The sequence below is a fragment of the Burkholderia sp. CpTa8-5 genome (assembly GCF_017815045.1).
In the GTDB taxonomy this organism is placed as follows: Bacteria; Pseudomonadota; Gammaproteobacteria; order Burkholderiales; family Burkholderiaceae; genus Burkholderia; species Burkholderia sola.
Window position 1 is genome coordinate 24024 of sequence record NZ_JAGIQD010000025.1, and the last position, 25889, is coordinate 49912.

Here is a 25889-nt window from a genome sequence, read left to right on the forward strand (position 1 = left end):
TCGGCGGAGGGGGGAACGTCTTGCCATATAATACCCCACGACTTTTTTGACGCGCCCCGCGTCAGCTTCCGCCGTGCAGGCCCGCGGCCTGTCGCGCCGTCCGCCCGATCGCCTCCCCGGTTTGCGAAGAGCCGCAGTCGCGGCTCGACGGCGCGGCCCGCCGCGCGTGAAGGTGCCGTGCAGGCGCGGTTGACAAGGGGCGATTCGCCAAACGATAGATGCCGCCCAAACCGCTATTCCCGAATGTTTTCCCCGGTGACGGGGCGCCGCGCAAACGGCGGCTCGCGCTCGCGCTCCTGGCCGTGCCCGGCCTCGTGCCGGCCGTGTCGTACGCGCAGCTGTCGGGCGCGGCTGCGCAGCCGCAGCCGCTCGACTCGCCGTGGGATCTGCGTCTCGCGCCCCAGCTCGAGGATCATCCGCTGAAGGACGGCGCGAAGCCGGCCGCCTTCGTCATTGCCGACCATACGAGCGGCACCGCCGAGCAGGACCTCGCCGCGAAGGGTTCGGCCGAGCTGCGGCGCGGCGACGCCGTCGTGAAGGCCGACGCGATCCACTACGATCAGGATACCGACATGGCCGATGCGTACGGCCAGGTCAAGGTGGTCAATGGCGGCACGTCGTTCGCCGGCCCCGAGGCGCACCTGAAGATCGAGGCGAACCAGGGCTTCATGACCGCGCCGAAGTATCACTTCAACGTGACGGGCGGGTCGGGCAGCGCGGAGCGCGTCGACATGGTCGACAACGAGCGCTCGGTGTTCGTCAACGGTACGTACACCGCGTGCCAGTGCTCGACGAACCCCGCGTGGTACATCAAGGGCAGCCGCTTCGACTTCGATACGGGCGCCGACGAGGGCACCGCGCGCAACGGCGTGCTGTTCTTCCAGGGCGTGCCGATCTTCGCGAGCCCGTGGATGACGTTCCCGCTGTCGGGCGAGCGGCGCAGCGGCCTGCTGCCGCCGACGTTCTCGGTGAACTCGAACAACGGCTTCGAGCTGTCGCTGCCGTACTACTTCAACATCGCGCCGAACCGCGACCTGACGCTCACGCCGCGCATCATCTCGCGGCGCGGCGTGATGACCGAAGCGACGTTCCGCTATCTGTCGCCGTCGTATTCGGGCACGTTTACGGCCAATTACCTGCCGGACGACCGGCTCGCGCATCGCAACCGCTACGCGATCTACTGGCAGCACCAGCAGAACTTCGGCGGCGGCTTCGGCGGCTACGTCTACTTCAACAAGGTTTCGGACAACACGTATCCCGAAGACCTCGGGTCGGCGAACCAGTTCATCAACGGCACGCAGACGCTGTACCAGCAGGAAGCCGGCCTCACGTACAACAACGGCCCGTGGTCGGTGCTCGCGCGCTACCAGCACTGGCAGACGCTGCCGCCGTCGATCGCGCCGTACAGCCGCGAGCCGCAGTTGAACGTGAAGTACACGAAGTACAACGTCGGCGGGTTCGACTTCGGCGCGGAAGCCGACTATTCGCGGTTCCGCATCACGACCGCCGATGCGACCCAGGGCGACCGGGTGGTCTTCAACCCGTACATTTCGTATGGCGTGTACGGTCCCGGCTACTTCGCGGTGCCGAAGGTCCAGTACCACCTGGCGTCGTACGACCTGAACTACCTGTCGTCCGCCACGCCGAACAGCCCGAAGCGCTTCACCGAGTCGATCCCGACCGTGAGCTTCGATTCGGGCCTGATCTTCGACCGTTCGGTGCGCCTGTTCGGCCAGGACTTCATCCAGACCCTCGAGCCGCGCCTGTACTACGTGTACACGCCGTATCGCGATCAGTCGAACGCGCCGCTGTTCGACACCGCGGAATCGGACTTCGGCCTCGCGGAGATCTACCAGCCGAACACGTTCGTCGGTAACGACCGGATCGCCGATGCGAACCGGATCACGGCCGGCCTGACGTCGCGCTTCATCGATCCGCGCACCGGCGACGAGCGCGCGCGGTTCGTGATCGCGCAGCAGTACTACTTCGCCGATCAGCGCGTCACGCTGAACCCGGGGCAGAGCGCCGTGCTGGCGCGCCACTCGGACCTGATCGTCGGCGCCGCGCTGAAGCTCGGCTCGGGCTTCATGTCGGAAACGGCGTTCCAGTACAACCAGAACAACAACCAGCTCGTGAAGTCGAGTATCGGTTTCGGTTACAGCCCGGGCGAGCGCCGCGTGATCAACGTCGGCTATCGCTATACGCGCACGAATACCACGCTCGACAACCAGCCGATCAACCAGTTCCTGGTGTCCGCGCAGTGGCCGCTCACGCGCCGCCTGTATGCGATCGGCCGGTTCAACTACGACTTCGCCGGAGATCGCGTGGTCGACGGTCTGGTCGGCTTACAATACGACGCGGATTGCTGGGCGCTCGGGGTCGGGGTGCAGCGGGCCGCGAACGGCATCAATTCGTCGGGACAGCAGAACTCGTCGACGCGCTTCATGATGCAGCTGACGCTCAAGGGCTTGTCGACCATCGACAACGGCCTCGTGTCCGCATTCCGCGCCGGGGTGCCAGGCTACACGCCGTTGCCGCCGCCGCCGCCGCCGATGTCCCGCTTCAGCAACTACGAGTAACGCCGGCATGTCTGCACCGGTCAGCACGATTTCAATGGAGTTTCAGTGGCAATGAAGAAAACCCTTCGTTTCGCGGCAGTCGTGTCCAGCCTCGCCGCGTCCGCCGCGCTGCTCGCCGCCGCGCCGGCCGCGGCGCAGGCACTCGGTTCGCAAGGTGCGCAGCTCGCCGACGAAGTCGTCGCCGTGGTCAACAACGACGTGATCACGGGCCGCGAACTCGACCAGCGCGCCGGCCTGATCGCACGCCGCCTGCAGCAGCAGAACGCGCCGGTGCCGCCGGCCGACCAGCTGCGCGCGCAGGTGCTGAACCAGATGGTGCTCGAACGTATCCAGGTGCAGAAGGCCAAGGACGACGGGATCCGCATCGACGACGCGACCGTGCAGGCCACGCTGCAGCGTCTCGCGCAGGCGAACGGGATGACGCTCGACCAGTACCGCGCGCGCCTCGAGGCGCAGGGCGTGCCCTGGAGCATCTTCACGAGCGACGCGCGCACCGAGCTGATGCTGTCGAAGCTGCGCGAGCGCGAGGTCGACGGCAAGATCACGGTGTCGGACGCCGAGGTCGCGAACTACATCGCGAGCCAGCGCGGGCCGAACGCATCGCAGCAGCAGGACCTGCGCTTCCAGCACATCTTCATCAAGGCGCCCACCAACGCGCCGCAGGCTGACATCGAAGCCGCGCAGAAGAAGGCCGAAGCGCTGCTGCAGCAGGCGAAGTCGGGCGCCGATTTCGAGCGCCTCGCGAAGAACAACTCCGAAGCGAACGACGCGAAGAAGGGCGGCGATCTCGGCTTCAAGGCGCCGAGCGCGCTGCCGCCCGACGTCGTCGACGCCGCGTCGAAGCTGCGCCCGGGCGAGGTCAACCCGACGCTGATCCGCGTGCCGGACGGCTTCGAAATCGTGCGCCTCGTCGATCGCCGCCAAAGCCAGGGCGCGAGCGCCGCGGCGCCGAAGATCGTCCAGACGCACGTGCGCCACATCCTGCTGCGCGTCGGCGAAGGCAAGTCGGAAGGCCAGGCGCGCCAGCAACTGGTCGACATCCGCAAGCAGGTCGAGGCCGGCGGCGATTTCGCGAAATTCGCGCGCACCTACTCGCAGGACGGTTCCGCGTCGCAGGGCGGCGATCTCGGCTGGATCAGCCCGGGCGAGACCGTGCCGGAATTCGAGCGCGCGATGAACAACCTCCAGGACGGCCAGATCAGCCAGCCGATCCGTACCGAATACGGCTATCACCTGATCCAGGTGCTGAACCGCCGCGAGGCGGAAGGGTCGGTGCAGCAGCAGATGGACATCGCCCGTCAGGCGATCGGCCAGCGCAAGGCCGAGCAGGCGTATGCCGACTGGCTGCGCGAGTTGCGCGATTCGTCGTACGTGCAGTACAAGATCGGCGGCGTCGGCCCGGCGAACTGAGCGAGCCTCGGATGACCACGCCCGCGCTGCAGATCGCGATCACGACCGGCGAACCCGCGGGGGTTGGCCCGGAGCTGACCGTGCAGGCGCTGCGTGACGCCGCGCAGCGCTGGCCCGATGCGCATTTCACCGTGCTCGGCGATGCCGCACTGCTCGACGCGCGTGCGGCCGCGGTCGGCATCGACGCGGCCACACTGGCCGGCGGCGCGCCGGTGTCGGTCGCGCATCACGCACTGGCGGCGCCCGCGCAGGCGGGCAAGCTGGACGCGGCGAACGGCCGCTACGTGCTCGGGCTGCTCGACGCGGCGATCGACGGTGCGCTGGCCGGCCGGTACGACGCGATCGTGACCGCGCCGCTGCAGAAGAGCACGATCAACGACGCGGGCGTGCGGTTCACCGGCCATACCGAATACCTGGCCGAACGCACGCACACGCCGCGCGTCGTGATGATGCTGGCCGGCACCGGCCACCGGCCGCTGCGCGTCGCGCTCGCGACCACGCACCTGCCGCTGAAGGACGTATCGGCCGCGCTGACGATCGACGGGCTCGTCGAGACGCTCGCGATCATCGATCGCGACCTGCGGCGCGATTTCGGTCTCGCCGCGCCGCGCATTCTCGTGACGGGCCTGAACCCGCACGCGGGCGAGAACGGTTATCTCGGCCGCGAGGAGATCGACGTGATCTCGCCGGCGCTGGCCCGCGCGAACGCGCAACACATCGACGCACGCGGCCCGTATCCGGCCGACACGCTGTTCCAGCCGCGCCATCTGGCCGATGCCGATTGCGTGCTCGCGATGTTCCATGACCAGGGTCTGCCCGTGCTGAAGTACGCGACGTTCGGCGAGGGCATCAACGTGACGCTCGGGCTGCCGATCATCCGCACGTCGGTCGATCACGGCACCGCGCTCGATCTGGCCGGCACGGGCCGCGCGGATCCGGGCAGCATGATCGCCGCGCTCGATACGGCCGTCACGATGGCGCGCCATCGCCGCGCAGCCTGACGCTGCCGGTTTACCCCATTCGTCGTATTTTTCGTTTTACTCAGTCGATGTCGAACAGCAGACAGCACCAAGGCCATTTCGCGCGCAAGCGCTTCGGGCAGAACTTCCTCGTCGATCACGGCGTGATCGACTCGATCGTCGCGACGATCGGCCCTGCACGCGGCCAGCGGATGGTCGAGATCGGCCCCGGGCTCGGCGCGCTGACCGGGCCGCTGATCGAGCGGCTCGCGACGCCGGAGTCGCCGCTGCACGCGGTCGAGCTCGACCGCGATCTGATCGGGCGCCTGCAGCAACGCTTCGGCGCGCTGCTGGAGCTGCACGCGGGCGACGCGCTCGCGTTCGACTTCCGCTCGCTCGCGATGCCCGGCGACAAGCCGTCGCTGCGGATCGTCGGCAATCTGCCGTACAACATCTCCAGCCCGCTGCTGTTTCACCTGATGACGTTCGCCGATGCGGTGATCGACCAGCATTTCATGCTGCAGAACGAGGTCGTCGAGCGGATGGTCGCGGAGCCGGGCACGAAGGCGTTTTCGCGGCTGTCGGTGATGCTGCAGTACCGCTACGTGATGGAAAAAATGCTCGACGTGCCGCCGGAATCGTTCCAGCCGCCGCCGAAGGTCGATTCGGCGATCGTCCGGATGATTCCGTACGAGCCGCACGAACTGCCGGACGTCGATCCCGTGCTGCTCGGCGAAATCGTCACCGCCGCGTTCTCGCAGCGCCGCAAGATGCTGCGTAACACGCTGGGCGACTATCGCGAGACGATCGATTTCGATGCGCTCGGCTTCGATCTCGCGCGCCGTGCGGAGGACGTGAGCGTGGCCGAATACGTCGGTGTCGCGCAGGCGCTGGCGGCGGTGCGCAAGGCCGGATGACGTGCGTGGCGCGAGCCGCCCACCCGCTGTATCGAAGAGAGCTGCCCGACGGGCAGCTTTTTTATTGCCCGCGTGTCTTTGCGCCGGTCGTCACATCCGCCGGCGCGGCGGCGCGTTGACGAGCGCGATGCCGGTCAGCACGAGCGCGGCCGCGGACATGAAGCGCCAGCCGACCGATTCGCCGAGCAGCAGCACGCCGAACGCGACGCCGAACAGCGGCGACAGGAACGTGAACACGGACAGCCGCGACGCGCTGTAGCGCGTCAGCAGCCAGAACCACGACAGGTAGCTGACGAACGCGACGATCACCGACTGATACGCGAGGCTTGCGAGCGCGACCGGCGTGATCCGCGCGAATGACATCTGGCCGAACAGCGCGGCGAGCGCGACCAGCACGACCGCCGATACCGCGAGCTGGTAGAACAGCGTCTTGCTCGCGCTGGCCCGCGCAAGCGCCGTCGAGCGCACGACGACCGTCGTCGCGGCCCACATCGCGCCGCCGAGGATCCCGAGCGCGTCGCCGGCGAGCCCTGCCAGCACCGATGCGCCGGGCGCGCGCGGCTTCAGGAAGCCGTCCGCGAACGCGAGCGCGATGCCGGCGAATGCGAGGCCGACGCCGGCCCATTGCGTGCGCTGCAGCCGCTCGCCGGGTGCGAACAGGTGCAGGCCGAGCGCGGTGAAGCACGGCGCCGTGTACAGGAAGATCGCCATGTGCGACGCGCTCGTCAGCGTCAGCCCGAAGAACACGCAGATGAATTCTCCGGCGAACAGCGCGCCGGCCGCGAGGCCCGCACCGAATGTGCCGTCCGCCTGAAACAGCGGCGTGCCGCGCGTGCGGGCCCAGCCCCACAGCAGCACCGCGGCGATCACCGAGCGCAGCCCGGCCTGGAACATCGGCGCGATCGCGGCGTTCGTGCTCTTGATCGCGACCTGCTGGAAGCCCCAGATCGCGCACAGCAGCAGCATCAGGCCGACGGCGCGCGTATCGAGTGCGCGGCGCACGCGGGCGGCGGCAAGCGCGGTCATCGGCGCGCCTCGCTGGTCGGGCCTTGCGGCACGGAGGTCAGGCGGGCGGCGCGTCCGGCGCGCTCGAATCGACGGTTTCGCACGGCAGTGGGGCGGCAAGAAAAAATGGGTGGTCGCGGTCGGGCGGCGGCGCGCATGCCCGCTTTTGGTGCGAAGTGGAAGGATGTTACCCGATCGACGCGGTGCCCGGGCGAGCCGGATCGTGCCGCTTTCAGTCGTTGCGCGCTTGCTCGCGCCGAGGCAGCCGATACGCGGCATCGGCCGCGTGCTTGTTGGGCCGTTCCGGGCTAGGCGCCCCCGGCTAGGCGCCCCCGGCTAGGCGCCCCCGGCGAATTTCACCCGACTCCGGTAGAATTTCCGCTTCTGGAAAGTCCCCACAGGAGTACAACACATGCGTTTGCTGCATACGATGCTGCGAGTCGGCGATCTCGACCGCTCGATCAAGTTCTACACCGAATTGCTCGGCATGAAGCTGCTGCGTCGCGAGGATTATCCGGAAGGCAAGTTCACGCTCGCGTTCGTCGGCTACGAAGACGAAAGCACGGGCACCGTGATCGAGCTGACCCACAACTGGGAGACGCCGTCCTACGATCTCGGCAATGGCTTCGGCCATCTGGCGGTGGCGGTCGACGATGCGTACGCGGCCTGCGAGAAGATCAAGGCGCAAGGCGGCAAGGTCACGCGCGAGGCAGGCCCGATGAAGCACGGCACGACCGTGATCGCGTTCGTCGAGGATCCGGACGGCTACAAGATCGAGTTCATCCAGAAGAAGGCGCACTGAACGCCGGATGAGCGGTTCGCGGCGCGTGGCGCGTCGCGGGCAACGAAAACGGGCGATGCGGCGTGATCCGCATCGCCCGTTTGGCGTTTACGTCGTGACCGACGGCGTCAAAGCGACGGCAGCAGCTCGGGCGGGTGATGCTTGAGCGTGTGCCGCGCTTCGCGGAACTCGGGGAAGATCGATTCGACGGTCTGCCAGAAGGCCGGGCTGTGGTTCATCTCGCGCAGGTGCGACAGCTCGTGCGCGACGACGTAGTCGATGATCGACATCGGGAAATGGATCAGCCGCCAGTTCAGGCGGATCTTGCCGTCGCTCGAGCAACTGCCCCAACGCGTCGCGGCCGACGACAGCGCGACCATCGAATACGTGACGCCGAGCTTTTCCGCGTAGACCACGAGGCGTTCGCCGAAGATGCGTTTCGCTTCGCCCTGCAGCCAGCCCTGCACGCGATCCTTGATCTGCTGCATGTCGGCCTGCACGGGCAGCGGCAGCGACAGCCGCAGCGCGTCGGTATCGAACGCGACGGCGCCCGCGCCGAGCGCGATCGTCACAGTCTTGCCGAGATACGGCAGTTGCGCGCCGTCGCGCCAGTCGATCTGCGGCAGCGCGCGCTGCTCGGTGCGCGTCTTCCATTCCGCGAGCTTCGCGAAGATCCAGCGTTGCTTTTCGGCGATCGCCGCTTCGATGTCGGCGAGCGTGACCCAGCGCGGCGCGGTGATCGACAGCCCGCTGCCGTCGATCGTGAAGCCGATCGTGCGGCGCGCCGAGCGCTTCAGCCGGTATTCGAGCACGCGGCTGTCGAGCGCGAACGTGCGCACGCGCGAGCGATCGGGCGCCGGGCCCGGATCGAGCGGCGCGGCGGGGGCGGCTTCGGGCGGCGCCGGCGGGGCGGCAGGCGCCGACGGCGCGGCGGCCGGCCCGTCGAAGAGCGGCAGATCCATCTGGCGATGATCGAGGGCCACGACGGCAGGCCGTGGCCGCGGACGCTGTTTCATCAGTTCGCTTCTTTTTGTCGTACGCAACGGCTGCAATCCGGGGCGTCAGGCGCGCGCGGCATCGCGCGTGCCGGCGTTGCCCGCCTGGCGATACGCGTCGGGATCGATGCGGCGCATTTCCGCTTCGATCCATGCTTCGACCTGCGAGTTCAATGCATCGGGCGTCAGCCCTTCGCTGGGGATCGGCTTGCCGATCGACACCGTGACGACGCCCGGGAATTTCGTGAACGAGTTGCGCGGCCACACACGACCTGCATTGTGCGCGATCGGCACGACCGGCGTGCCGGTTTCGATCGCGAAGCGCGCGCCGCCCGTCTTGTACTTGCCCTGCTTGCCCACCGGCGTGCGCGTGCCTTCGGGGAACATGATCATCCATGCGCCTTCCGACAGGCGCTTCTTGCCCTGGCGGATCACCGAATTGAACGCGTTCTTGCCTTCCTTGCGGTTGATGTTGACCATGTGCAGCAGCCCGAGCGCCCAGCCGAAGAACGGCACGTACAGCAGCTCGCGCTTGAACACGTAGCACAGCGGCTTCGGCATCAGCGCCGGAAACGCAAGCGTCTCCCACGCGGACTGGTGCTTCGACAGCAGCACGGCCGGGCCGTCGGGCAGGTTCTCGAACCCTTCGATCCGATAGCGGATGCCGTTCAGCCAGCGCACGACCCACAGCGTCGACTTGCACCAGCCGGCCGCCATCCAGTAGCGCGCGTCGGGGCGCATGAACGGGAACGCGATGAAGCACGCGGTGGCGTACGGCACCGTGTACAGGATGAAGTAGATCAGCAGCAGCAGGGAGCGGACGAAGCGCATCGGCGTGAGTCTGGTGTTGGGGAGGATGCGCGCGGCAGCCGCATCACTCGTGTTCGTGTGAAAGAAAATCGAGCGCGAACGCGCGCAGGTCGTCGTGGACTTTCGTGCCGTCCGGCAGATTGCCTGCGGCGAGCGTTTTCTTGCCCTTGCCGGTCAGCACGAGATGCGGCTGGAAGCCGACCGCGACGCCGGCCTGCAGGTCGCGCAGCGAATCGCCGACGACCGGCGTGTGAGCGGGATCGATCTCGAAGCGCTCGGCGATCATCTGCATCATGCCGGGTTTCGGCTTGCGGCAGTCGCAGTGATCCTCGGCCGTGTGCGGGCAGAAGAATACCGCGTCGATGCGCGCGCCGACCGCGGCCGCCGCGCGATGCATTTTCAGGTGCATCTCGTTCAACGCGGCCATGTCGAACAGCCCGCGGCCGATACCGGACTGGTTGGTCGAGACGACCACGCGATAGCCCGCGTGGTTGAGCCGGGCGATCGCCTCGAAGCTGCCGGGCAGCGCGATCCATTCGTCGGGCGTCTTGATGAACGCATCCGAATCGACGTTGATCACGCCGTCCCGGTCGAGGACGACGAGCTTTCGGTTGGGGCTGGTCGGCATCGTGCGGCCCTTATGCGGCGAGCTTCGAGATGTCGGCGACGCAGTTCATCTGCTGGTGCAGCGCGGACAGCAGTGCGAGACGGTTCGCGCGCAGCGCCGGATCTTCCGCGTTCACCATCACGTCGTTGAAGAACGTGTCGACCGGCACGCGCAGCGCGGCGAGCGCCGACAGCGCGCCCGTGTACGCACGCGCCTCGAGCTGCGACTGCACGTGCGGCGTGACGGCCGCGAGCTGTTCGTGCAGCGCCTTCTCGGCCGCCTCGACGAGCAGCGTCGGCTGCACCGCGCCGTTCGCGCCGCCTTCCGATTTCTTCAGGATGTTCGAGATCCGCTTGTTCGCGGCCGCGAGCGCTTCGGCTTCCGCGAGGCGCGTGAATTCGCGCACCGCGTCGAGGCGCGCGACGAGGTCGTCGATGCGCGTCGGGTTCAGGCTCAGCACCGCGTCGATTTCGCCGGCCGAATAGCCGCGCTCGCGCAGCAGGCCGCGCAGGCGATCCATGAAGAACGCGAAGATCGCGTCGGTCGATTCGGCGACGCCCGGCACGCCGTCGAAGCGTGCGTGCGCCGTGCGCAGCAGCGATACGAGATCGAGCGGCAGTTGCTTCTCGAGCAGCAGGCGCAGCACGCCGAGCGCGTGACGGCGCAGCGCGAACGGATCCTTCTCGCCGGTCGGCGCGAGGCCGATGCCCCAGATGCCGACGATCGTTTCGAGCTTGTCGGCGAGCGCGACGGCGGTCGACACCGGCGTGGTCGGCAGCGCGTCGCCGGAGAAGCGCGGCTGGTAGTGCTCGGCGCATGCGAGCGCGACGTCGTCGGCTTCGCCGTCGTGGCGCGCGTAGTACGTGCCCATCGTGCCCTGCAGCTCCGGAAACTCGCCGACCATGTCGGTCAGCAGGTCGGCCTTCGCGAGACGCGCGGCGCGCTTCGCGTGCGCGGTATCGGCGCCGATCGCCGGGGCGATCTCGCCCGCCAGCGCCTCGAGGCGCTCGACGCGTGCGAGCGCCGAACCGAGCTTGTTGTGATAGACGACGTTCGCGAGCTGCGGCACGCGGTCGGCGAGCGGCTTCTTCTTGTCCTGCTCGAAGAAGAACTTCGCATCGGCGAGGCGCGGGCGCACGACGCGCTCGTTGCCTTCGATGATCTCGCCCGGCGTCTTCGTGTCGATGTTCGACACGATCAGGAAGCGCGAGCGCAGCTTGCCCGCGACGTCGGTCAGCGCGAAATACTTCTGGTTCGTCTGCATCGTGAGGATCAGGCATTCCTGCGGCACCTGCAGGAATTCGTCCTCGAAGCGGCACGGGTAGACGACCGGCCATTCGACCAGCGACGTCACTTCGTCGAGCAGCGACTCGGGCATCACGACCGTGTCGCCGTTCGCATGTTCGTTCAGCTGCGTGCGGATCGTTTCGCGGCGATCGGCGAAGTGCGCGATCACGCGGCCCTTGTCGCGCAGCGTGTCGGCGTATGCGCGCGCATGCTGGATCGCGACGAGGCCGTCCGACAGGAAGCGGTGGCCGAGCGTGGTGTCGCCGGCGTCGACGCCGAACGCGGTGACGGGCACGACGCGATCGTCGTGCAGCACCGTCAGCCGATGCACAGGGCGCACGAACTTCACGTCCGAGCCGTCCGGGCGCTGGTACGTCATGAATTTCGGGATCGGCAGCTTCGCGAGCGCTTCGTCGAGCGCGGCCTGCAGGCCGTCGGCGAGCGTGGCGCCGGCCGCCGAGTAGTTGATGAAGAATGCTTCGGCCTTGCCGTCCTGCGCGCGCTCGAGATCGGCGATCGACGCGTTCGGGTGGCCGAGCGCCGCAAGCTTCTTCGCGAGCGGCGCCGTCGGCTTGCCTTCGGCGTCGAGCGCGACCGACACGGGCAGGACCTTTTCGCGGACCTGTCTGTCGGGTGCGACGGCGCGCACGTTCTGCACGACGACCGCGAGGCGGCGCGGCGTCGCGTAGCGTTCGAACACGAGTTCGCCTTCGATGAGGTCGCGCGCGGCGAGGCGTTGTGCGATACCTTCGGCGAATGCGTCGCCGAGGCGCGCGAGGGCCTTCGGCGGCAGCTCTTCGGTCAGCAGTTCGACGAGCAGGGGGGCGGGATGATTGTGCGTCATATCTGGAATAAATCTCGTCTCGTCAGACCTGATCGATCTTGCGTTCGACCTTGAGCGGCGGCGCCCACGCCGGCTGCGCGGCGTCTTGGGCGTCGGTGGTGAGGCCCGGCACGCCCGGCGGGTTGCCGAGCATCGGGAAGCCGAGCTTCTCGCGCGAGTCGTAGTAAGCCTGCGCGACGAGACGCGACAGTGCGCGGATGCGGCCGATGTACGCGGCCCGCTCGGTGACCGAGATCGCGCCGCGCGCGTCGAGCAGGTTGAACGTGTGACCGGCCTTCAGCACGAGCTCGTACGCGGGCAGCGCGAGCTGCGCGTCGATCATCTTCTTCGCTTCCGCTTCGTAGCTGTTGAAGAACGTGAACAGCAGGTCGACGTTCGCGTGCTCGAAGTTGTAGGTCGACTGCTCGACCTCGTTCTGGTGGTACACGTCGCCATACGACAGGCGGCGCAGCTCGGGGCCGTTCGGGCCTTGCTCTTCCCACTCGGTCCACACGAGGTCGTACACGTTCTCGACCTTCTGCAGGTACATCGCGAGGCGCTCGAGGCCGTACGTGATCTCGCCGAGCACCGGCTTGCATTCGAGGCCGCCGACTTCCTGGAAATACGTGAACTGCGTGACTTCCATCCCGTTCAGCCACACCTCCCAGCCGAGGCCCCACGCGCCGAGCGTCGGGTTTTCCCAGTCGTCCTCGACGAAGCGCACGTCGTTCTGCTTCAGGTCGAAGCCGAGCGCTTCCAGCGAGCCGAGGTACAGGTCGAGGATGTTTTCCGGCGCCGGCTTGAGCACGACCTGGTACTGGTAGTAGTGCTGCAGGCGGTTCGGGTTCTCGCCGTAGCGGCCGTCCTTCGGGCGGCGCGACGGCTGCACGTACGCGGCGCGCCACGGCTCGGGGCCGACCGCGCGCAGGAACGTGTGGACGTGCGACGTGCCCGCGCCGACTTCCATGTCGATGGGCTGGAGCAGGGCGCAACCCTGCTTGTCCCAGTAGGACTGCAGCGTCAGGATGATTTGCTGAAACGTAAGCATGAAGAGCCTTCGTGGCGCTGGCGCTCCGTTGCGGGCGGCGCTCCGGGCGGGCCCGGAGGGTCGGCTCGCGCGGCGGCGCGGCTTGTTAGTGTGCTGAAACGCGTAATTTTACCGGATCGGCGACCGGATGCGGCCGGAAGGCCGATGCGGGCACCGCCGGCCTGTTTCCGGCGGCCTGCGCATCCATCGCCCGCATGCGTCGCGCAGCCGCGTGCGGGCCGCCGCGACGCGCATGCCGCGGCGCTTCGCGCGGGCGGTAAGATGCGCGTATTGCGGCGCGCGCGATGCGCGCCGCGTCACCGCTTGCCGACGCTCACCGCATGGACGAACCGACCGACATCCTGATTCCGCTGCTTCCGCCGTTCCTCGCACTGCTCGGACAGGCCGCCGACGCGCAGGCGCGCGGCGAGCATGCCGCGCACGAACTGTGGCTTGCCGCCGCCACGCATCTGCATGCGGTCGATGCGTCGGCGATCGCGCAGCTCACGGCCACGCTCGTCGCGCGGCAGCGCACGGACGACGCGATTGCGCTCGCCGAATGCGCGGCGCGCGCGCAGCCGGGCGCGGACGCGTACTTCAACCACGGCTACGCGCTGCAGATGGCCGGCCGTCACGCGGATGCGGTCGCGCCGTACCGCGCGGCGCTAGCAATCGATGCCGGCTGGCCGTCGCTGCGCAACAACCTCGCGATCGCGCTGCGCTTGTCGGGCGGCGAGCGCGCGGAAGAGATCGCGCTGCTCGACGCGGCCGTGAAGCACGATCCGCAGGACGTGCAGGCATGGATCAATCTCGTCGTCGCGCGAATCGCGATGCAGGACCTCGACGGTGCGCTCGCGAGCGCCGCGCGGCTCGCCGATCTCGCGGCCGACAACGCGCTCGCGATGAACAACGTCGCGATGGCGATGAAGGAGGCGCAGCGCTGGGACGACGCCGAGCGCCATGCGGCGCGTGCGTGCGAGCTGGCGCCCGACGACGCGTCGTTCCGCTTCAATCTCGCGATCATCCAGCTCGTGCGCGGCAATTACGCAGCCGGCTGGCGCGGCCACGAGGCACGCTGGGACGGCGCCGGCGAATTGCGCGGCCGCCGGCCGGCGCTGCCTGGCCCGCGCTGGCAGGGCGAGCCGCTCGCCGGCAAGACGCTGCTGGTATGGGGCGAGCAGGGGCTCGGCGACGTGCTGCAGTTCTGTCGCTTCGTCGCGCCGCTCGCCGAACGCGTGCATCGCGAGGGCGGCCGGCTCGCGTGGAATACGTTTCCGGCGCTCGGCACGCTGATGCAGCGCAGCCTCGGCGCGCACGCGGACGTGTTCGGCGCGGGCGGCGGCGTCGACGCGCTGCCGGCATTCGATTACGAAGTGCCGCTGATCGGCCTGCCGCTGATGCTTGGCATGGAGGCGTCGACGCTCGCCGCGTCGGTGCCGTACCTGCGGGCCGAGCCGGCCGCGCGAGACGCATGGCGCGCGCGGCTCGCGGGCGACGGCCGGTTGAAGGTCGGGCTCGTGTGGACGGGCAGTGCGGGCCACCAGCGCAATCCGTTCCGGCGCGTCGGGCTCGAGCGCTACACCGATGCATTTCGCGGGATCGACGGCGTCACGTTCTATTCGCTGCAGCCGGGAGCGGACGCGGATGTCGCCGCCGCGCGCGCGGCCGGTTTCACGATCGAAGACCACACGGCCGAATTGACGAGTTTCGACGATACGGCCGCGTTCATCGGCGCGCTGGATCTCGTGATCACGGTGTGCACGTCGGTCGCGCACCTGGCCGGCGCACTCGGCGCGCGTACGTGGGTGCTGCTCGACGTGAATCCGCACTGGCCGTGGCTGCTCGATCGCCGGGACAGCCCGTGGTATCCGACCGCGACGTTGTACCGGCAGCCGACGTTCGGTGCGTGGGCGCCGGTGATGGAGGAGGTGTGCCGCGACCTGCGGAGCCTCGCCGCGCAGCCCGAGCAATCGGATCGATCGTCCCGGCAGGCCTGAACGGCCGGCCGGTTCGCGGTCACGCGCGGCCGCCGGGCGCGACGGCGGCCCGCCGCGTCACGCCGCTTCGTCGCCGCCGGGTTGCCGGCCGTTGCGCCGGCGCAGCCCGGGCCCGAACGTGAAGCCGAACGCGAGCAGCACGAACGACACCGCGAGCACGATGTTGTTGCCGCTCGTCACGTACGGCGTGAAGCCGCTCGTGCCTTCGATCCGCACGTCGAGCGAGCCGATCGTGAACGGCTTCAGCTGGCCAAGCACGCGCCCGTGCGCGTCGATCGCGGCCGTCATCCCCGTATTGGTCGAACGCAGCATCGGCCGGCCCGTCTCGAGCGAGCGCATCCGCGCGATCTGCAGATGCTGGTCGAGCGCGATCGTGTCGCCGAACCACGCGAGGTTCGTCACGTTGACGAGCACGCCGGGCGGCTGCGGGTTGTCGCGGATCGTCGCGGCGATTTCCTCGCCGAACAAGTCCTCGTAGCAGATATCGGCCATCACCGGCTGGTTGTGCACGAGGAACGGCTTCTGCACCGGCGCGCCGCGCGCGAAGTCGCCGAGCGGCATCTTCATCAGGTTGACGAACCACCGGAAGCCCCACGGAATGAATTCGCCGAAGGGCACGAGGTGGTGCTTGTCGTAGTGATAGATGTCGCGCGAATTCGGCGTCACGCCGTACAGGCTGTTCGTGTAGTCGACGTAGTGGCCGTCCTCGGTCACCGACGCGCCGACCGCGCCGAACAGCACGGCCGACCCGGTCGTGTCGCTGAATTTTCGGATCGCGACGGCGAACGGCTCGGGCAATTCCTGGATCATCACCGCGATCGCGGTCTCGGGCGTGACGATCAGGTCGGCCGGTTTCTCGACGATCATCTGTGTGTACATCTTGATCGCCGCGTCGATGCCTTCCTGCTCGAACTTGATGTCCTGCTTCACGTTGCCCTGCAGCAGCCGCACGGTGAGCGGCGCGTTCGCGGGCACGGTCCACGTGACCTGCGACAGCCCGAGGCCGGCCGCGACGAGGGCGACGGCGATGCCGGCCGGCGCGGCGATGCGCACGCGGGCGTTGCCGCCCGATGCGCCGGCTTCGCCGTCACGCACCGGCGACGGCCGCGCGGCGGCGAGCGCCTGCACGACGAGTGCGGCGAACAGCGCGAGCACCCACGCGATCCCGTACACGCCCACCACCGGCGCGAAGCCCGCGAACGGGCCGTCGACCTGCGGGTAGCCGCTGCCGAGCCACGGAAAGCCGGTGAACACGGTGCCGCGCAGCCATTCGCCGAGCGCCCACGCGCTCGCGAACGCAAACGCGCCGTGCCAGGTCGGCGAGAACGGCCGCGGGTCGGCCTCGCGGCGATGCCATGCATGGCCCGCGCAGAACGACCACAGCCCGGCCGAAAACGCCGGGTACAGCGACAGGTAGAGCGCGAACAGCACGAGCGCGCCACCCGCGAGCGGCGCGGCCATCTCGCCGTACACGTGCATGCTGATGTAGAGCCACCAGACGCCGCTGATGAAGTTGCCGAAGCCGAACGCGCCGCCGGTGAGCGCGGCGCCGCGCCAGTTCGACGTGCGCGTCAGCTGCGCGAAAAACCAGACGAATACGACGAGCTGCAGCCAGCCGCCGTGCGGCGTGGGCGCGAAGCTGAGCGTATTGGCCGCGCCGGCGAGCAGCGCGGCCGGATAGTGCCAGCGCGGCAGCGCGCGGCCGGGCGCCGGCGCGAGAAGGCCGCCAGCCGGGCGGGACGGAATCGGATCGTCCATGTGAAGCGGAAGAGGGCGAGCGGTTGAAGGAGGCGCGGCTGGCGCGGAGCGGTCAGTCTTCGTGCGAGGTTTCGGCGCGACGGCTGGCGAGCGGGTTGCGGCGCACCAGCAGCACGTGAACCTGGCGCGCATCGCCGCGCTGGATTTCGAACACGAGGTTGCCGAGCTGCAGCTTCTCGCCGCGGTGCGGCACGCGTCCGAAATGATGGGTGATCAGGCCGCCGATCGTGTCGACCTCGTCGTCGGGGAAATCGGTGCCGAACGTCTCGTTGAACTGCTCGATCTCGGTGAGCGCGCGCACGCGGTAGCGGCCGTCCGGCCCCGAGATGATGTTGCCGGCTTCCTCGTCGAAGTCGTATTCGTCCTCGATGTCGCCGACGATCTGTTCGAGCACGTCCTCGATCGTGATCAGGCCCGCGACGCCGCCGTATTCGTCGACGACGATCGCCAGGTGGTTGCGGTTCACGCGGAAGTCGTGCAGCAGCACGTTCAGGCGCTTCGATTCCGGAATGAACACGGCCGGGCGCAGCATTCCGCGCACGTCGAATTCTTCCTCGGCATAGAAGCGCAGCAGATCCTTCGCGAGCAGCACGCCGATCACGTTGTCGCGGTTCTCCTCGTACACCGGGTAGCGCGAGTGCGCCTTTTCGAGGACGAACGGGATGAAATCCTCGGGCTTGTCGGCGATGTTGATCGCGTCCATCTGCGCGCGCGGCACCATGATGTCGCGGGCGCACAGATCGGAGACCTGGAACACGCCTTCGATCATCGACAGCGAATCCGCGTCGATCAGGTTGCGTTCGTGGGCGTCCTGGAGGATTTCCAGCAACTCGCCGCGGGATTCGGGCTCGGGCGAGATGAAGTCGGTCAGGCGCTCGAGCAGCGAGCGCTTTTCTTGCGGTTTGTCGGTTGGCTTACGACTGGGATACGAATCGTTCATGGTGGTGCGCCCGGGTCATGCCGGGGCGCGCGGTCACGGAGTAGGCAAGGATACACCAAGGGCACGACGCGACCGTGTCACCCGGCCGTACGGCCAGGGTGGACGGCTCGCGCGGGCCCCGCTCGCGGACGGCCGCGCCGGGCGCGACGTCGTCGTCGGGTCCATCCTATCGCAGAAAGCGTCGGCGGGGCGCGGCGGCAAAAAAATGGCGGCGGGCAGGGCGGCGCGGCCGGACGCGGGCAACGGCCGGCGACGGCGGCATTCCGTCGCAGGCGGCGCACGCGTCGCGCGTCGTTCAGAACCGCATGCCGGCCGAGCAGCCGCCGGCGGCCGCGCCGTTGGTCGCGGCGCCGCCGCAGCCGAGTATGCCGCAGCCGGACAGCGCGACGCTCGCGGCGACGAGCAGCACGGCGATCCTGCAACGCGACCGGCGTGACGATTTCATCGGGCGTGTCCTCGTGTGGATGCGCGCGCGGCGCGGGGGCGCATGGCGGCCGCCCGCGCGGTGTGCCGGATCATCGGCATCGCGCCAGCAACCCTTCGAGCGCGCGGTCGGGGATGCCGCTCGCGCGCAGTGCGTCCACCGTGCGGCTCACGTAGTCGAGCGTCGTGCCGTAGCGGCCGGCCGCGCAGCGGAACACTTCCTTGACGACGGGGTCGGTCAGCTTGCCCGTATAGGTCGGTGCGTCGCGGCGCATCACGAACGCGAGCGCGTTCACGCGTTCGCCGGTCTCGAGCGAGCACGGCAGCCACGCGGGCCGGTACGAGCCCATCGGCATTTCGCGCTTCCACAATGTCTCGAGATGCGGCTGCGCGGTCGGGCCGGAGAGCCGGAATGCGATGCCCGAGCACGAGCCGCCGCGATCGAGCGCGAGCACGAGGCCCGGCCGTTCGGGGGTGCCGCGATTCACGCGCGACCACAGGTAGAGCCCGCGATGGTAGCCGTGCACCTTGCCGCGTACGGCGGCGACGGTCGGCAGCCCGGGATTCCAGATCAGCGAGCCATAGCCGAACAGCCAGAGATCCTGCCGGCCGTCCCAGTCGCGCATCGTCTGCGCGAGCGACGCCGCGAGCTCGTCTTCCGTCAGCAGGCGTCCTTCGCCGATCGACGGCGGGTAGGCGGGCGGCAGCATCGCGGCGTGGCGCATCGGGCGGACGGCTTACTGGTACGGGTTCGGGAAACCCAGTTTCGCGAGGATGTCGATTTCGAGCGCTTCCATTTCGGCCGCGTCCTCGTCGCTCGTCTCGTGGTCGTAGCCCTGCGCGTGCAGCGCGCCGTGTACCAGCAGGTGCGCGTAATGGGCCGCGAGCGGCTTGCCTTGCTCGTGCGCTTCCTTCTCGACGACCGGGCAGCACAGCACGAGGTCGCCGATCACGGTGCCGTCGGGCGCCGCGTCGTACGCGAAGGTCAGCACGTTGGTCGGATAGTCCTTGTGGCGGTAGCCGGCGTTCAGCGTACGGCCTTCGTTCTCGCCGACGAAGCGCACGGTGAGCTGCGCGCTCGCGAACAGCGCCGGCTCGATCCATTCGGCGATCAGCTTGCGCTTCGGCAGCGTCTTGCGCACGTCGCTCGTGATCTCGTCGCCGTACTGCACGGACAGGTCGAATTCCAGCGCGCGCGGCTCGTCTTCGGGGTCGTCCTCGCGCGGCGCGAACTCGGCGCCGACGTGCAGCGTCACGCTGTCGTAGTGCTCGGGCTGCAGCGCGAGCTTCGCGCGCATCGCCGGATCGTTGTGCTGCGCGACGATCGCGACGGCCGCGTCGCCCGAGCTGCCCGACAGGTCGAACATCAGGCTGCGGCCGTCCGGGAAGTCGATCCGCAGCCCTTGCGCGTTGACGGTCCGGGCTTTGCCCTTCGCGTCGAACAGCGAAAGGCGGGGGGATTCGGACGCGGCGGACGGGGCGCGGCCGGACTTGCGGGAACGAGAGGATTTCATGACGCGTGCGGCGATTGGGACGCGTTGAGGATACACCAAACGGCCGATCGCGCCCGAATTCGGACCGGGCGGCGCCCGGGCAAAAGAAAGCCCGGCGCGCCGTCTGGCGGGCCGGGCCGGGCAGCGCTCGGGCGCCGCCGCTCAGCCGTCCTGGTGCTGCGCGTGGAACTCGTCGTACGCCTCGACGATGCGTGCGACGAGCGGATGGCGCACGACGTCCGCGCTCGTGAAGCGCGTAAGCGCGATGCCGCGCACGCCGCCGAGCACTTGCTGCGCCTCGACGAGGCCGCTCTTGTGGCCGCGCGGCAGGTCGACCTGGCTCGTGTCGCCGGTCACGACCGCCTTCGAGCCGAAGCCGATCCGCGTGAGGAACATCTTCATCTGCTCGGGCGTGGTGTTCTGCGCCTCGTCGAGGATGATGAACGCGTGGTTCAGCGTGCGGCCGCGCATGTACGCGAGCGGCGCGATCTCGATCATCTGGCGCTCGAACATCTTGGCCGTCTTGTCGAAGCCGAGCAGGTCGTACAGCGCGTCGTACAGCGGCCGCAGGTACGGGTCGACCTTCTGCGCGAGATCGCCCGGCAGGAAGCCGAGCCGCTCGCCGGCCTCGACGGCCGGGCGCGTCAGCACGATCCGCTTGACCTGGTCGCGCTCGAGCGCGTCGACCGCGCACGCGACCGCGAGGTAGGTCTTGCCGGTGCCGGCCGGCCCGATGCCGAACGTCACGTCGTGCTGCAGGATCTGCTTCAGGTATTCGCGCTGCGCGGGCGTGCGGCCGCGCAGGTCGGCGCGCCGCGTGTAGAGCTTCGGCCCCGGCTCTTCCTCCGGTTCGCTGGCGTCGAGCTGCGCGACGGGCTCGTCGAACGGATGATCGGGGTCGCCGCGAAAGCGCACGTCGAGCGTGTCCTGGCGGCCGTTGCCGGCCGTGTGGCGCACTTCGACCAGCGCAAGCTGGATGTCGTCGACCGACAGCGGATCGCGCGCGCGGTTGTAGAAGTTTTCGAGCGCGGCGAGCGCGAGCTTGGCGCCGCGCCCGCGGATCGTGATCCGGTGGCCGCGCCGCGCGAGCGTGACGTCGAGCGCCTGTTCGATCTGCCGCAGGTTCTCGTCGAGCGGGCCGCAGAGGTTGGCGAGGCGCGCGTTGTCGTCGCGCGGGGCGGTGAATTCCAGTGCTTGGACGGTCTTCAAAGTAGCGTCGGGCTCCTGTCGGGCGTCGGTCGGTCAGTGGGTGGCCGCGCTCGCGTCGTCGCTGACGAGCACGAGCTCGCCGCGCAGCGAGTGCGGGTACGCATGGTTGATCTTCACGTCGATCATCTGGCCGATCAGGCGCGGGTGCGACGCGAGCGGCGCCGGGAAATTCACCACACGGTTGTTCTCGGTGCGGCCCGCGAGCTCGTTCGGGTCCTTGCGCGACGGGCCCTCGACGAGGATCCGCTCGACCTTCCCGACCATCGACTGGCTGATGCGCGCGACGTTCTCCTCGATCGTCGCCTGCAGACGTTGCAGGCGTTTGAGCTTCACTTCGCGCGGCGTGTCGTCGGCGAGGTTCGCGGCCGGCGTGCCGGGGCGCGGGCTGTAGATGAACGAGAAGCTCGTGTCGTAGCGCATCTCGTGCACGAGCGCCATCATCTTGTCGAAATCGTCCTCGGTCTCGCCGGGGAAGCCGACGATCATGTCGGTCGACAGCGACAGGTCCGGGCGGATCGCGCGCAGCTTGCGGATCACCGACTTGTATTCGAGCACCGTATAGCCGCGCTTCATCGCCATCAGGATGCGGTCGGAGCCGTGCTGCACCGGCAGGTGCAGGTGGCTCACGAGCTTCGGCACCTTCGCGTACGTGTCGATCAGGCGCTGCGTGAATTCCTTCGGGTGCGACGTCGTGTAGCGGATCCGCTCGATGCCGGGGATGTCGGCGACGTATTCGATCAGCGTCGCGAAATCGGCGATGTCGGACGAGCCGGCGGTCAGTGCGCCACGATAAGCATTCACGTTCTGGCCGAGCAGCGTGACTTCGCGCACGCCCTGGTCGGCGAGGCCGGCCACTTCGGTCAGCACGTCGTCGAGCGGGCGCGACACTTCATCGCCGCGCGTGTACGGCACCACGCAGTAGCTGCAGTATTTCGAGCAGCCTTCCATGATCGACACGAACGCGCTCGGTCCCTCGACGCGCGCGGGCGGCAAGTGATCGAACTTCTCGATTTCGGGGAACGTGATGTCGACCTGCGCGCGGCCGCTCGCGCGGCGCGCGTCGATCATCTGCGGCAGGCGGTGCAGCGTTTGCGGGCCGAACACGAGGTCGACGTACGGCGCGCGCGACACGATCGACGCGCCTTCCTGGCTCGCGACGCAGCCGCCGACGCCGATCAAGAGGCCCGGCTTCGCTTCCTTCAGCTCGCGCACGCGGCCGAGATCGGAAAACACCTTTTCCTGCGCCTTTTCGCGCACCGAGCAGGTGTTGAACAGGATGATGTCCGCGTCTTCCGGCGTGTCGGTCTTTTCGAGGCCTTCGGCCGCATTGAGCACGTCCACCATCTTGTCCGAGTCGTACTCGTTCATCTGGCAGCCGAAGGTCTTTACGTAAACTTTCTTGGTCATGGGGATTCGCCGTTCGCAGTGGTTGACCTGGGGGCGTCGTCAAGGGTGAATCGGGACGGCCGTGCGCGGCACGCGAATGGCGCGCATCGGACAGGAAAGGCCGTCGGGAAAGCCTTCCATTATAGCTTTTCATGCCACGACGGACGGGCGGCCGGTTGCGGGCGCGCGACGCCGGTTTTCACGTTCCGACCCCGGAGTGGTGGCGCGGCGGCCGTCAGCGGCACGCGTTCAGCAGGTCGTCGAGCGCGGCTTGCTCGCGCGCGAAGCGCTCGGCGAGAAAATCGAGCAGCACGCGCACGCGCGGCGCCATGTAGCGCTTGCTGTGATAGATCGCGTGCAGCGGCGCGTCCTGGTGCCGCCAGTCGGGCAGCAGCACGCGCAGCCGGCCCGCGCGGACGTCGTCGGCGATGTCCCACAGCGACTTCAGCGCGATGCCGTGGCCGCGCAGTGTCCATTCGCGGGTGAGGCCGCCATCGTTGGTCTCGAATGCGGTCGACACCGGCACCGTGTGAACCTGCACTTCGTCGCCGCGCGTGAAGTGCCAGGTGTTCATCGGGCCGGACGCGATCGTGATCACGTTGCACGGAAAGCGGGCCAGATCGTGCGGATCGGCCGGCACGCCATGGCGTTCGACGAACGACGGCGCCGCGCACAGCACGCGCCGGTTGGTCGCGAGCCGGCGGGCGATCAGCGCGCCGTCGGGCGGCGCGGCGAAGCGGATCGCGAGGTCGATCTCGTCCTGCCACAGGTTCGACGACGAATCGGACGCCGTCAGCGAGAACGTGACGCCCGGATGCAGCGTCGTGAATTCGTGGAGCCAGTCGAGCAACTGGTGGCGGCCGAAATCGGACGTCGACGACAGCCGCACCTTGCCGCTCACGACGTTGCGGCCTTCCTGCAGCATCGCGTCCGCGTCGTCGAGCGCCTGCAGCGCCTGGCGGCAGCAGTTCAGGTACAGCTTGCCTTCGTCGGTGAGCCGCAATTGCCGTGTCGAGCGTTCGAACAGGCGCGTCGCGATCTTTGCCTCGAGCTTCGCGAGCCGCGCGCTCGCGGCGGCTGGCGTGAGGTTCAGCTTGCGCCCGGCGGCGGACAGGCTGCCGAGTTCGGCAGCCTCGACGAACAGCCGGATGTCGCCTAGTCGGTCCATGCGATTTTCCAGAAATATTTGAAAATGGTTCAAATGCCACGCCAATTATCAAATATAGGCGTCTTCGGGACAATGCGCGCACATCCCGCTTTCTTGTGCGGTGCGGCACCGACCGGGCGCCGCAGCCGCCGTCTTCCGGAGAACGTCATGCCCATTCCGCTCCTGGCGCTCGCGATCAGCGCCTTCGCCATCGGCACCACCGAATTCATCATCATGGGCCTCTTGCCCGAAGTCGCGCACGACCTCGCCGTGTCGCTGCCGTCGGCCGGCCTGCTCGTCACCGGCTACGCGCTCGGCGTCGCGGTCGGCGCGCCGCTGCTCGCGGTGCTGACGAGCCGCATGCCGCGCAAGGCCGCGCTGCAACTGCTGATGGCGATCTTCATCGTCGGCAACGTGCTGTGCGCGACCGCGTCCGGCTACGCGATGCTGATGGTCGCGCGCGTCGTCACGTCGTTCGCGCACGGGTCGTTCTTCGGCATCGGCGCGGTGGTCGCCGCGTCGCTCGTGCCGGCCGACAAGCGCGCGAGCGCGATCGCGCTGATGTTCACCGGGCTCACGCTGTCGAACGTGCTCGGCGTGCCGTTCGGCACGTTCGTCGGCCAGGTGCTCGGCTGGCGTGCATCGTTCTGGATCGTCGCCGCGCTCGGCGTGCTGGCGCTCGGCGGTGTGGCCGCGCTGGTGCCGAACCGCCACGACAGCGGGCCGGTCGGCCTCGGCCACGAAGTGCGCGTGCTGAAGGAGCCGCAGGTGTGGCTCGCGCTGCTGATGACCGTGCTCGGCTTCGGCGGCGTGTTCGTCGTGTTCACGTACATCGCGCCGATTCTCGAGACCGTGTCGGGCTACTCGCCGCGCGCGGTCGCGCTGATCCTCGTGCTGTTCGGCGCGGGGCTGACGATCGGCAACATGATCGGCGGCAAGCTCGCCGACCGCGCGCTGATGCCGTCGCTGATCGCGATCCTCGTCGCGCTGATGGCCGTGATGGCCGTGTTCGCGAAGACGAGCCACCTGCCGGTCGCGGCGGCCGTCACCGTATTCGTCTGGGGGATCGCCGCGTTCGCGACGGTGCCGCCGCTGCAGGCGCGCGTGGTCGAGAAGGCCGCGAGCGCGCCGCATCTCGCGTCGACGCTGAACATCGGCGCGTTCAACGTCGGCAATGCGGGCGGGGCGTGGCTCGGCGGCGTCGCGCTGGAACACGGCTTCGCGCTCGATGCGCTGCCGTGGGTCGCGGTCGCGGTGACGTTCGCGGCGCTGGTCGTCACGTGGCTCGCGATGCGGCTCGATGCGCACGGGCCGGCGCGCGGCGCGGCGCCCGCGGCACAGTGAGCGTCGCCACGGCGCGCCGAGCGGCGACGCCATAGCGGCAGGAAAAGGTTCGCGAGAAACGCATTCCTCCGCGATGCTGATAACGGTGTGAAGATAACTTCGTTTGCCCGTACCAGGCCGGGTGATAGCGTCTCGATACGCGCCAACGACCGGCGCAACCCGATTCCGATTCCGGCTTACCCCTACGCAGGGCCGCGCAGCGGCCCGGAGGCCATGCTATGTCTTCATCCCTGGCGCTCGTGCGCGACGTGTCTTCCTTCGAGTCCGGCAATGCCGCCGACGGACGCGGCGCCGCGTCGCTCGACGCCCTCGAACAGGTCGTCGGCGTGAACCTCGCGCGCTTGCGCGCCGAGCGGCAACTGTCGCTCGATGCGCTCGCGCGGCTGTCCGGCGTGTCGCGCGCGATGCTCGCGCAGATCGAATCCGCGCGCAGCGTGCCGTCGATCAAGGTGCTGTGCAAGATCGCCGCGGCGCTGAAGGTGTCGGTCGCCGCGTTCCTGCGGCGCCATGCGGTGAACGGTTTCGAGCATCTGGCGGCCGAGCGCGCGTCGCGCGTCGTCAGCTCGAACGGCCGTTTCTCGGCACGTGCGCTGTATCCGGAAGGCGAGCCGGCCGCGGCCGAATTCCACGAGCTGCGGATCGCGCCGCTGCATACGGAGCCCGGCGCCCGCCGTGCGCCCGGCACGACGGTCAACCTCGTCGTCAGCGAGGGCACGCTCGAAGTCAGCGTGCACGACCGCCGCCAGTTGCTCGCGACCGGCGACGCGATCGTGTTCGATGCCGACCAGCCGTACAGCCTGCGCAACCCGGGCGACAGCGAAGCGCGAGCGTTCCGCGTGACGGTGAGCCCGGAGGTGCCGCCGCGCTGGCTCGTGCCCGACGCGGCGCACGCGGCGGTCAACTGATCGCGCAGGCGGCGCGGCGCGGCTGCGCTCCGCGCTTTTCGCAGGATCGTGGCTCCGTCCGCCGGCCGTTCGGACGATGCCGTTAGA

The 25889-nt window shown here is 68.7% G+C and carries 22 protein-coding genes; 8 read left to right on the top strand and 14 right to left on the bottom strand.

The features are described 5' to 3' along the window. Window positions 1–218: 218 nt before the first annotated feature. From J8I35_RS27835 to rsmA, 4 genes are read left to right on the top strand one after another with little or no spacing between them, the layout of a single operon-like run. Window positions 219–2579, top strand: coding sequence for an LPS-assembly protein LptD (locus J8I35_RS27835; RefSeq protein ID WP_050014668.1), 2361 nt, complete (start codon window positions 219–221; stop codon window positions 2577–2579). 51 nt (window positions 2580–2630) lie between these two features. After that, a complete protein-coding gene (locus J8I35_RS27840; protein ID WP_124556501.1) occupies window positions 2631–3989 on the top strand; it encodes a peptidylprolyl isomerase in 1359 nt (452 codons plus the stop codon). 11 nt (window positions 3990–4000) lie between these two features. Then, window positions 4001–4990, top strand: a complete 990-nt coding sequence (gene pdxA, locus J8I35_RS27845; RefSeq protein WP_209927992.1) for a 4-hydroxythreonine-4-phosphate dehydrogenase PdxA — start codon at window positions 4001–4003, stop codon at window positions 4988–4990. A gap of 47 nt (window positions 4991–5037) precedes the next feature. After that, window positions 5038–5865 (top strand): 16S rRNA (adenine(1518)-N(6)/adenine(1519)-N(6))-dimethyltransferase RsmA, encoded by an 828-nt coding sequence (gene rsmA, locus J8I35_RS27850; protein ID WP_209927998.1) that lies wholly within the window; start codon window positions 5038–5040, stop codon window positions 5863–5865. Between the two features lie 90 nt (window positions 5866–5955). Here rsmA and J8I35_RS27855 read toward each other — a convergent pair whose 3' ends face one another. After that, complete coding sequence (locus tag J8I35_RS27855) at window positions 5956–6891, bottom strand: DMT family transporter (RefSeq protein WP_209928002.1); 936 nt, start codon at window positions 6889–6891, stop codon at window positions 5956–5958. Window positions 6892–7282: 391 nt separating this feature from the next. On the opposite strand from J8I35_RS27855, the gene gloA reads away from it, so the two are divergent. Further along, the gene (gene gloA, locus J8I35_RS27860) at window positions 7283–7672 is read left to right on the top strand and encodes a lactoylglutathione lyase (RefSeq protein WP_050014660.1); all 390 of its coding nucleotides are present in this window, start codon (window positions 7283–7285) and stop codon (window positions 7670–7672) included. Between the two features lie 107 nt (window positions 7673–7779). Here gloA and J8I35_RS27865 read toward each other — a convergent pair whose 3' ends face one another. From J8I35_RS27865 to glyQ, 5 genes are read right to left on the bottom strand one after another with little or no spacing between them, the layout of a single operon-like run. Further along, window positions 7780–8667, bottom strand: a complete 888-nt coding sequence (locus J8I35_RS27865; RefSeq protein WP_209928005.1) for a SprT family zinc-dependent metalloprotease — start codon at window positions 8665–8667, stop codon at window positions 7780–7782. A 45-nt stretch (window positions 8668–8712) separates the two neighbouring features. After that, window positions 8713–9477 (bottom strand): lysophospholipid acyltransferase family protein, encoded by a 765-nt coding sequence (locus J8I35_RS27870; RefSeq protein ID WP_050014656.1) that lies wholly within the window; start codon window positions 9475–9477, stop codon window positions 8713–8715. A 43-nt stretch (window positions 9478–9520) separates the two neighbouring features. Then, on the bottom strand, window positions 9521–10084 hold the full coding sequence (gene gmhB, locus J8I35_RS27875) for a D-glycero-beta-D-manno-heptose 1,7-bisphosphate 7-phosphatase (protein ID WP_050014654.1): 564 nt from the start codon (window positions 10082–10084) through the stop codon (window positions 9521–9523). Window positions 10085–10094: 10 nt separating this feature from the next. Beyond that, the gene (glyS, locus tag J8I35_RS27880; protein ID WP_209928006.1) at window positions 10095–12194 is read right to left on the bottom strand and encodes a glycine--tRNA ligase subunit beta; all 2100 of its coding nucleotides are present in this window, start codon (window positions 12192–12194) and stop codon (window positions 10095–10097) included. 22 nt (window positions 12195–12216) lie between these two features. After that, window positions 12217–13221 (bottom strand): glycine--tRNA ligase subunit alpha, encoded by a 1005-nt coding sequence (gene glyQ, locus J8I35_RS27885; protein ID WP_006488593.1) that lies wholly within the window; start codon window positions 13219–13221, stop codon window positions 12217–12219. Window positions 13222–13541: 320 nt separating this feature from the next. Between glyQ and J8I35_RS27890 the strand changes: the two genes are divergently transcribed. Continuing rightward, on the top strand, window positions 13542–15197 hold the full coding sequence (locus tag J8I35_RS27890; RefSeq protein WP_209928008.1) for a hypothetical protein: 1656 nt from the start codon (window positions 13542–13544) through the stop codon (window positions 15195–15197). A gap of 57 nt (window positions 15198–15254) precedes the next feature. Here the strand turns inward: J8I35_RS27890 and lnt are convergent, their stop codons facing one another. The 8 genes from lnt to J8I35_RS27930 form a co-directional block, all read right to left on the bottom strand. Beyond that, window positions 15255–16955 carry an apolipoprotein N-acyltransferase gene (lnt, locus tag J8I35_RS27895; RefSeq protein WP_124638736.1) on the bottom strand — a complete coding sequence of 567 codons (1701 nt, stop codon included), beginning with the start codon at window positions 16953–16955 and terminating at the stop codon, window positions 15255–15257. Window positions 16956–17007: 52 nt separating this feature from the next. After that, window positions 17008–17895, bottom strand: a complete 888-nt coding sequence (locus tag J8I35_RS27900) for a transporter associated domain-containing protein (protein WP_021160150.1) — start codon at window positions 17893–17895, stop codon at window positions 17008–17010. Between the two features lie 295 nt (window positions 17896–18190). Further along, window positions 18191–18340: a hypothetical protein gene (locus J8I35_RS27905; protein ID WP_162838123.1), complete on the bottom strand. Its 150-nt coding sequence runs from the start codon at window positions 18338–18340 to the stop codon at window positions 18191–18193. A gap of 70 nt (window positions 18341–18410) precedes the next feature. Then, entirely contained in the window at window positions 18411–19043 is a 633-nt protein-coding gene (locus tag J8I35_RS27910; RefSeq protein ID WP_050014645.1) for a gamma-glutamylcyclotransferase, read from the bottom strand. Window positions 19044–19055: 12 nt separating this feature from the next. Further along, entirely contained in the window at window positions 19056–19832 is a 777-nt protein-coding gene (gene ybeY / locus J8I35_RS27915) for an rRNA maturation RNase YbeY (protein ID WP_050014643.1), read from the bottom strand. Between the two features lie 141 nt (window positions 19833–19973). After that, window positions 19974–21020 (bottom strand): PhoH family protein, encoded by a 1047-nt coding sequence (locus J8I35_RS27920; RefSeq protein WP_050014641.1) that lies wholly within the window; start codon window positions 21018–21020, stop codon window positions 19974–19976. Between the two features lie 33 nt (window positions 21021–21053). Beyond that, complete coding sequence (gene miaB / locus J8I35_RS27925; RefSeq protein WP_209928010.1) at window positions 21054–22427, bottom strand: tRNA (N6-isopentenyl adenosine(37)-C2)-methylthiotransferase MiaB; 1374 nt, start codon at window positions 22425–22427, stop codon at window positions 21054–21056. 214 nt (window positions 22428–22641) lie between these two features. Next, window positions 22642–23574: a LysR family transcriptional regulator gene (locus J8I35_RS27930; protein ID WP_209928011.1), complete on the bottom strand. Its 933-nt coding sequence runs from the start codon at window positions 23572–23574 to the stop codon at window positions 22642–22644. Window positions 23575–23721: 147 nt separating this feature from the next. On the opposite strand from J8I35_RS27930, the gene J8I35_RS27935 reads away from it, so the two are divergent. Together J8I35_RS27935 and J8I35_RS27940 are read left to right on the top strand one after the other, a co-directional pair. Next, on the top strand, window positions 23722–24897 hold the full coding sequence (locus tag J8I35_RS27935) for an MFS transporter (protein WP_209928013.1): 1176 nt from the start codon (window positions 23722–23724) through the stop codon (window positions 24895–24897). 218 nt (window positions 24898–25115) lie between these two features. Then, window positions 25116–25802, top strand: a complete 687-nt coding sequence (locus J8I35_RS27940) for an XRE family transcriptional regulator (protein WP_050014630.1) — start codon at window positions 25116–25118, stop codon at window positions 25800–25802. The last annotated feature ends 87 nt before the right edge of the window (window positions 25803–25889 follow it).

Bases quoted from the DNA above. Each gene is read 5' to 3' on its own strand.
- J8I35_RS27940 (WP_050014630.1), top strand. From the start codon at position 25,116: ATGTCTTCATCCCTGGCGCTCGTGCGCGACGTGTCTTCCTTCGAGTCC.
- J8I35_RS27930 (WP_209928011.1), bottom strand. From the start codon at position 23,574: ATGGACCGACTAGGCGACATCCGGCTGTTCGTCGAGGCTGCCGAACTC.
- glyS (WP_209928006.1), bottom strand. From the start codon at position 12,194: ATGACGCACAATCATCCCGCCCCCCTGCTCGTCGAACTGCTGACCGAA.
- miaB (WP_209928010.1), bottom strand. From the start codon at position 22,427: ATGACCAAGAAAGTTTACGTAAAGACCTTCGGCTGCCAGATGAACGAG.
- J8I35_RS27835 (WP_050014668.1), top strand. From the start codon at position 219: ATGCCGCCCAAACCGCTATTCCCGAATGTTTTCCCCGGTGACGGGGCG.
- J8I35_RS27935 (WP_209928013.1), top strand. From the start codon at position 23,722: ATGCCCATTCCGCTCCTGGCGCTCGCGATCAGCGCCTTCGCCATCGGC.
- J8I35_RS27865 (WP_209928005.1), bottom strand. From the start codon at position 8,667: ATGAAACAGCGTCCGCGGCCACGGCCTGCCGTCGTGGCCCTCGATCAT.
- ybeY (WP_050014643.1), bottom strand. From the start codon at position 19,832: ATGAAATCCTCTCGTTCCCGCAAGTCCGGCCGCGCCCCGTCCGCCGCG.
- rsmA (WP_209927998.1), top strand. From the start codon at position 5,038: ATGTCGAACAGCAGACAGCACCAAGGCCATTTCGCGCGCAAGCGCTTC.
- J8I35_RS27900 (WP_021160150.1), bottom strand. From the start codon at position 17,895: ATGAACGATTCGTATCCCAGTCGTAAGCCAACCGACAAACCGCAAGAA.
- J8I35_RS27910 (WP_050014645.1), bottom strand. From the start codon at position 19,043: ATGCGCCACGCCGCGATGCTGCCGCCCGCCTACCCGCCGTCGATCGGC.
- gloA (WP_050014660.1), top strand. From the start codon at position 7,283: ATGCGTTTGCTGCATACGATGCTGCGAGTCGGCGATCTCGACCGCTCG.
- J8I35_RS27905 (WP_162838123.1), bottom strand. From the start codon at position 18,340: ATGAAATCGTCACGCCGGTCGCGTTGCAGGATCGCCGTGCTGCTCGTC.
- gmhB (WP_050014654.1), bottom strand. From the start codon at position 10,084: ATGCCGACCAGCCCCAACCGAAAGCTCGTCGTCCTCGACCGGGACGGC.
- J8I35_RS27840 (WP_124556501.1), top strand. From the start codon at position 2,631: ATGAAGAAAACCCTTCGTTTCGCGGCAGTCGTGTCCAGCCTCGCCGCG.
- J8I35_RS27855 (WP_209928002.1), bottom strand. From the start codon at position 6,891: ATGACCGCGCTTGCCGCCGCCCGCGTGCGCCGCGCACTCGATACGCGC.
- pdxA (WP_209927992.1), top strand. From the start codon at position 4,001: ATGACCACGCCCGCGCTGCAGATCGCGATCACGACCGGCGAACCCGCG.
- J8I35_RS27890 (WP_209928008.1), top strand. From the start codon at position 13,542: ATGGACGAACCGACCGACATCCTGATTCCGCTGCTTCCGCCGTTCCTC.
- J8I35_RS27870 (WP_050014656.1), bottom strand. From the start codon at position 9,477: ATGCGCTTCGTCCGCTCCCTGCTGCTGCTGATCTACTTCATCCTGTAC.
- glyQ (WP_006488593.1), bottom strand. From the start codon at position 13,221: ATGCTTACGTTTCAGCAAATCATCCTGACGCTGCAGTCCTACTGGGAC.
- lnt (WP_124638736.1), bottom strand. From the start codon at position 16,955: ATGGACGATCCGATTCCGTCCCGCCCGGCTGGCGGCCTTCTCGCGCCG.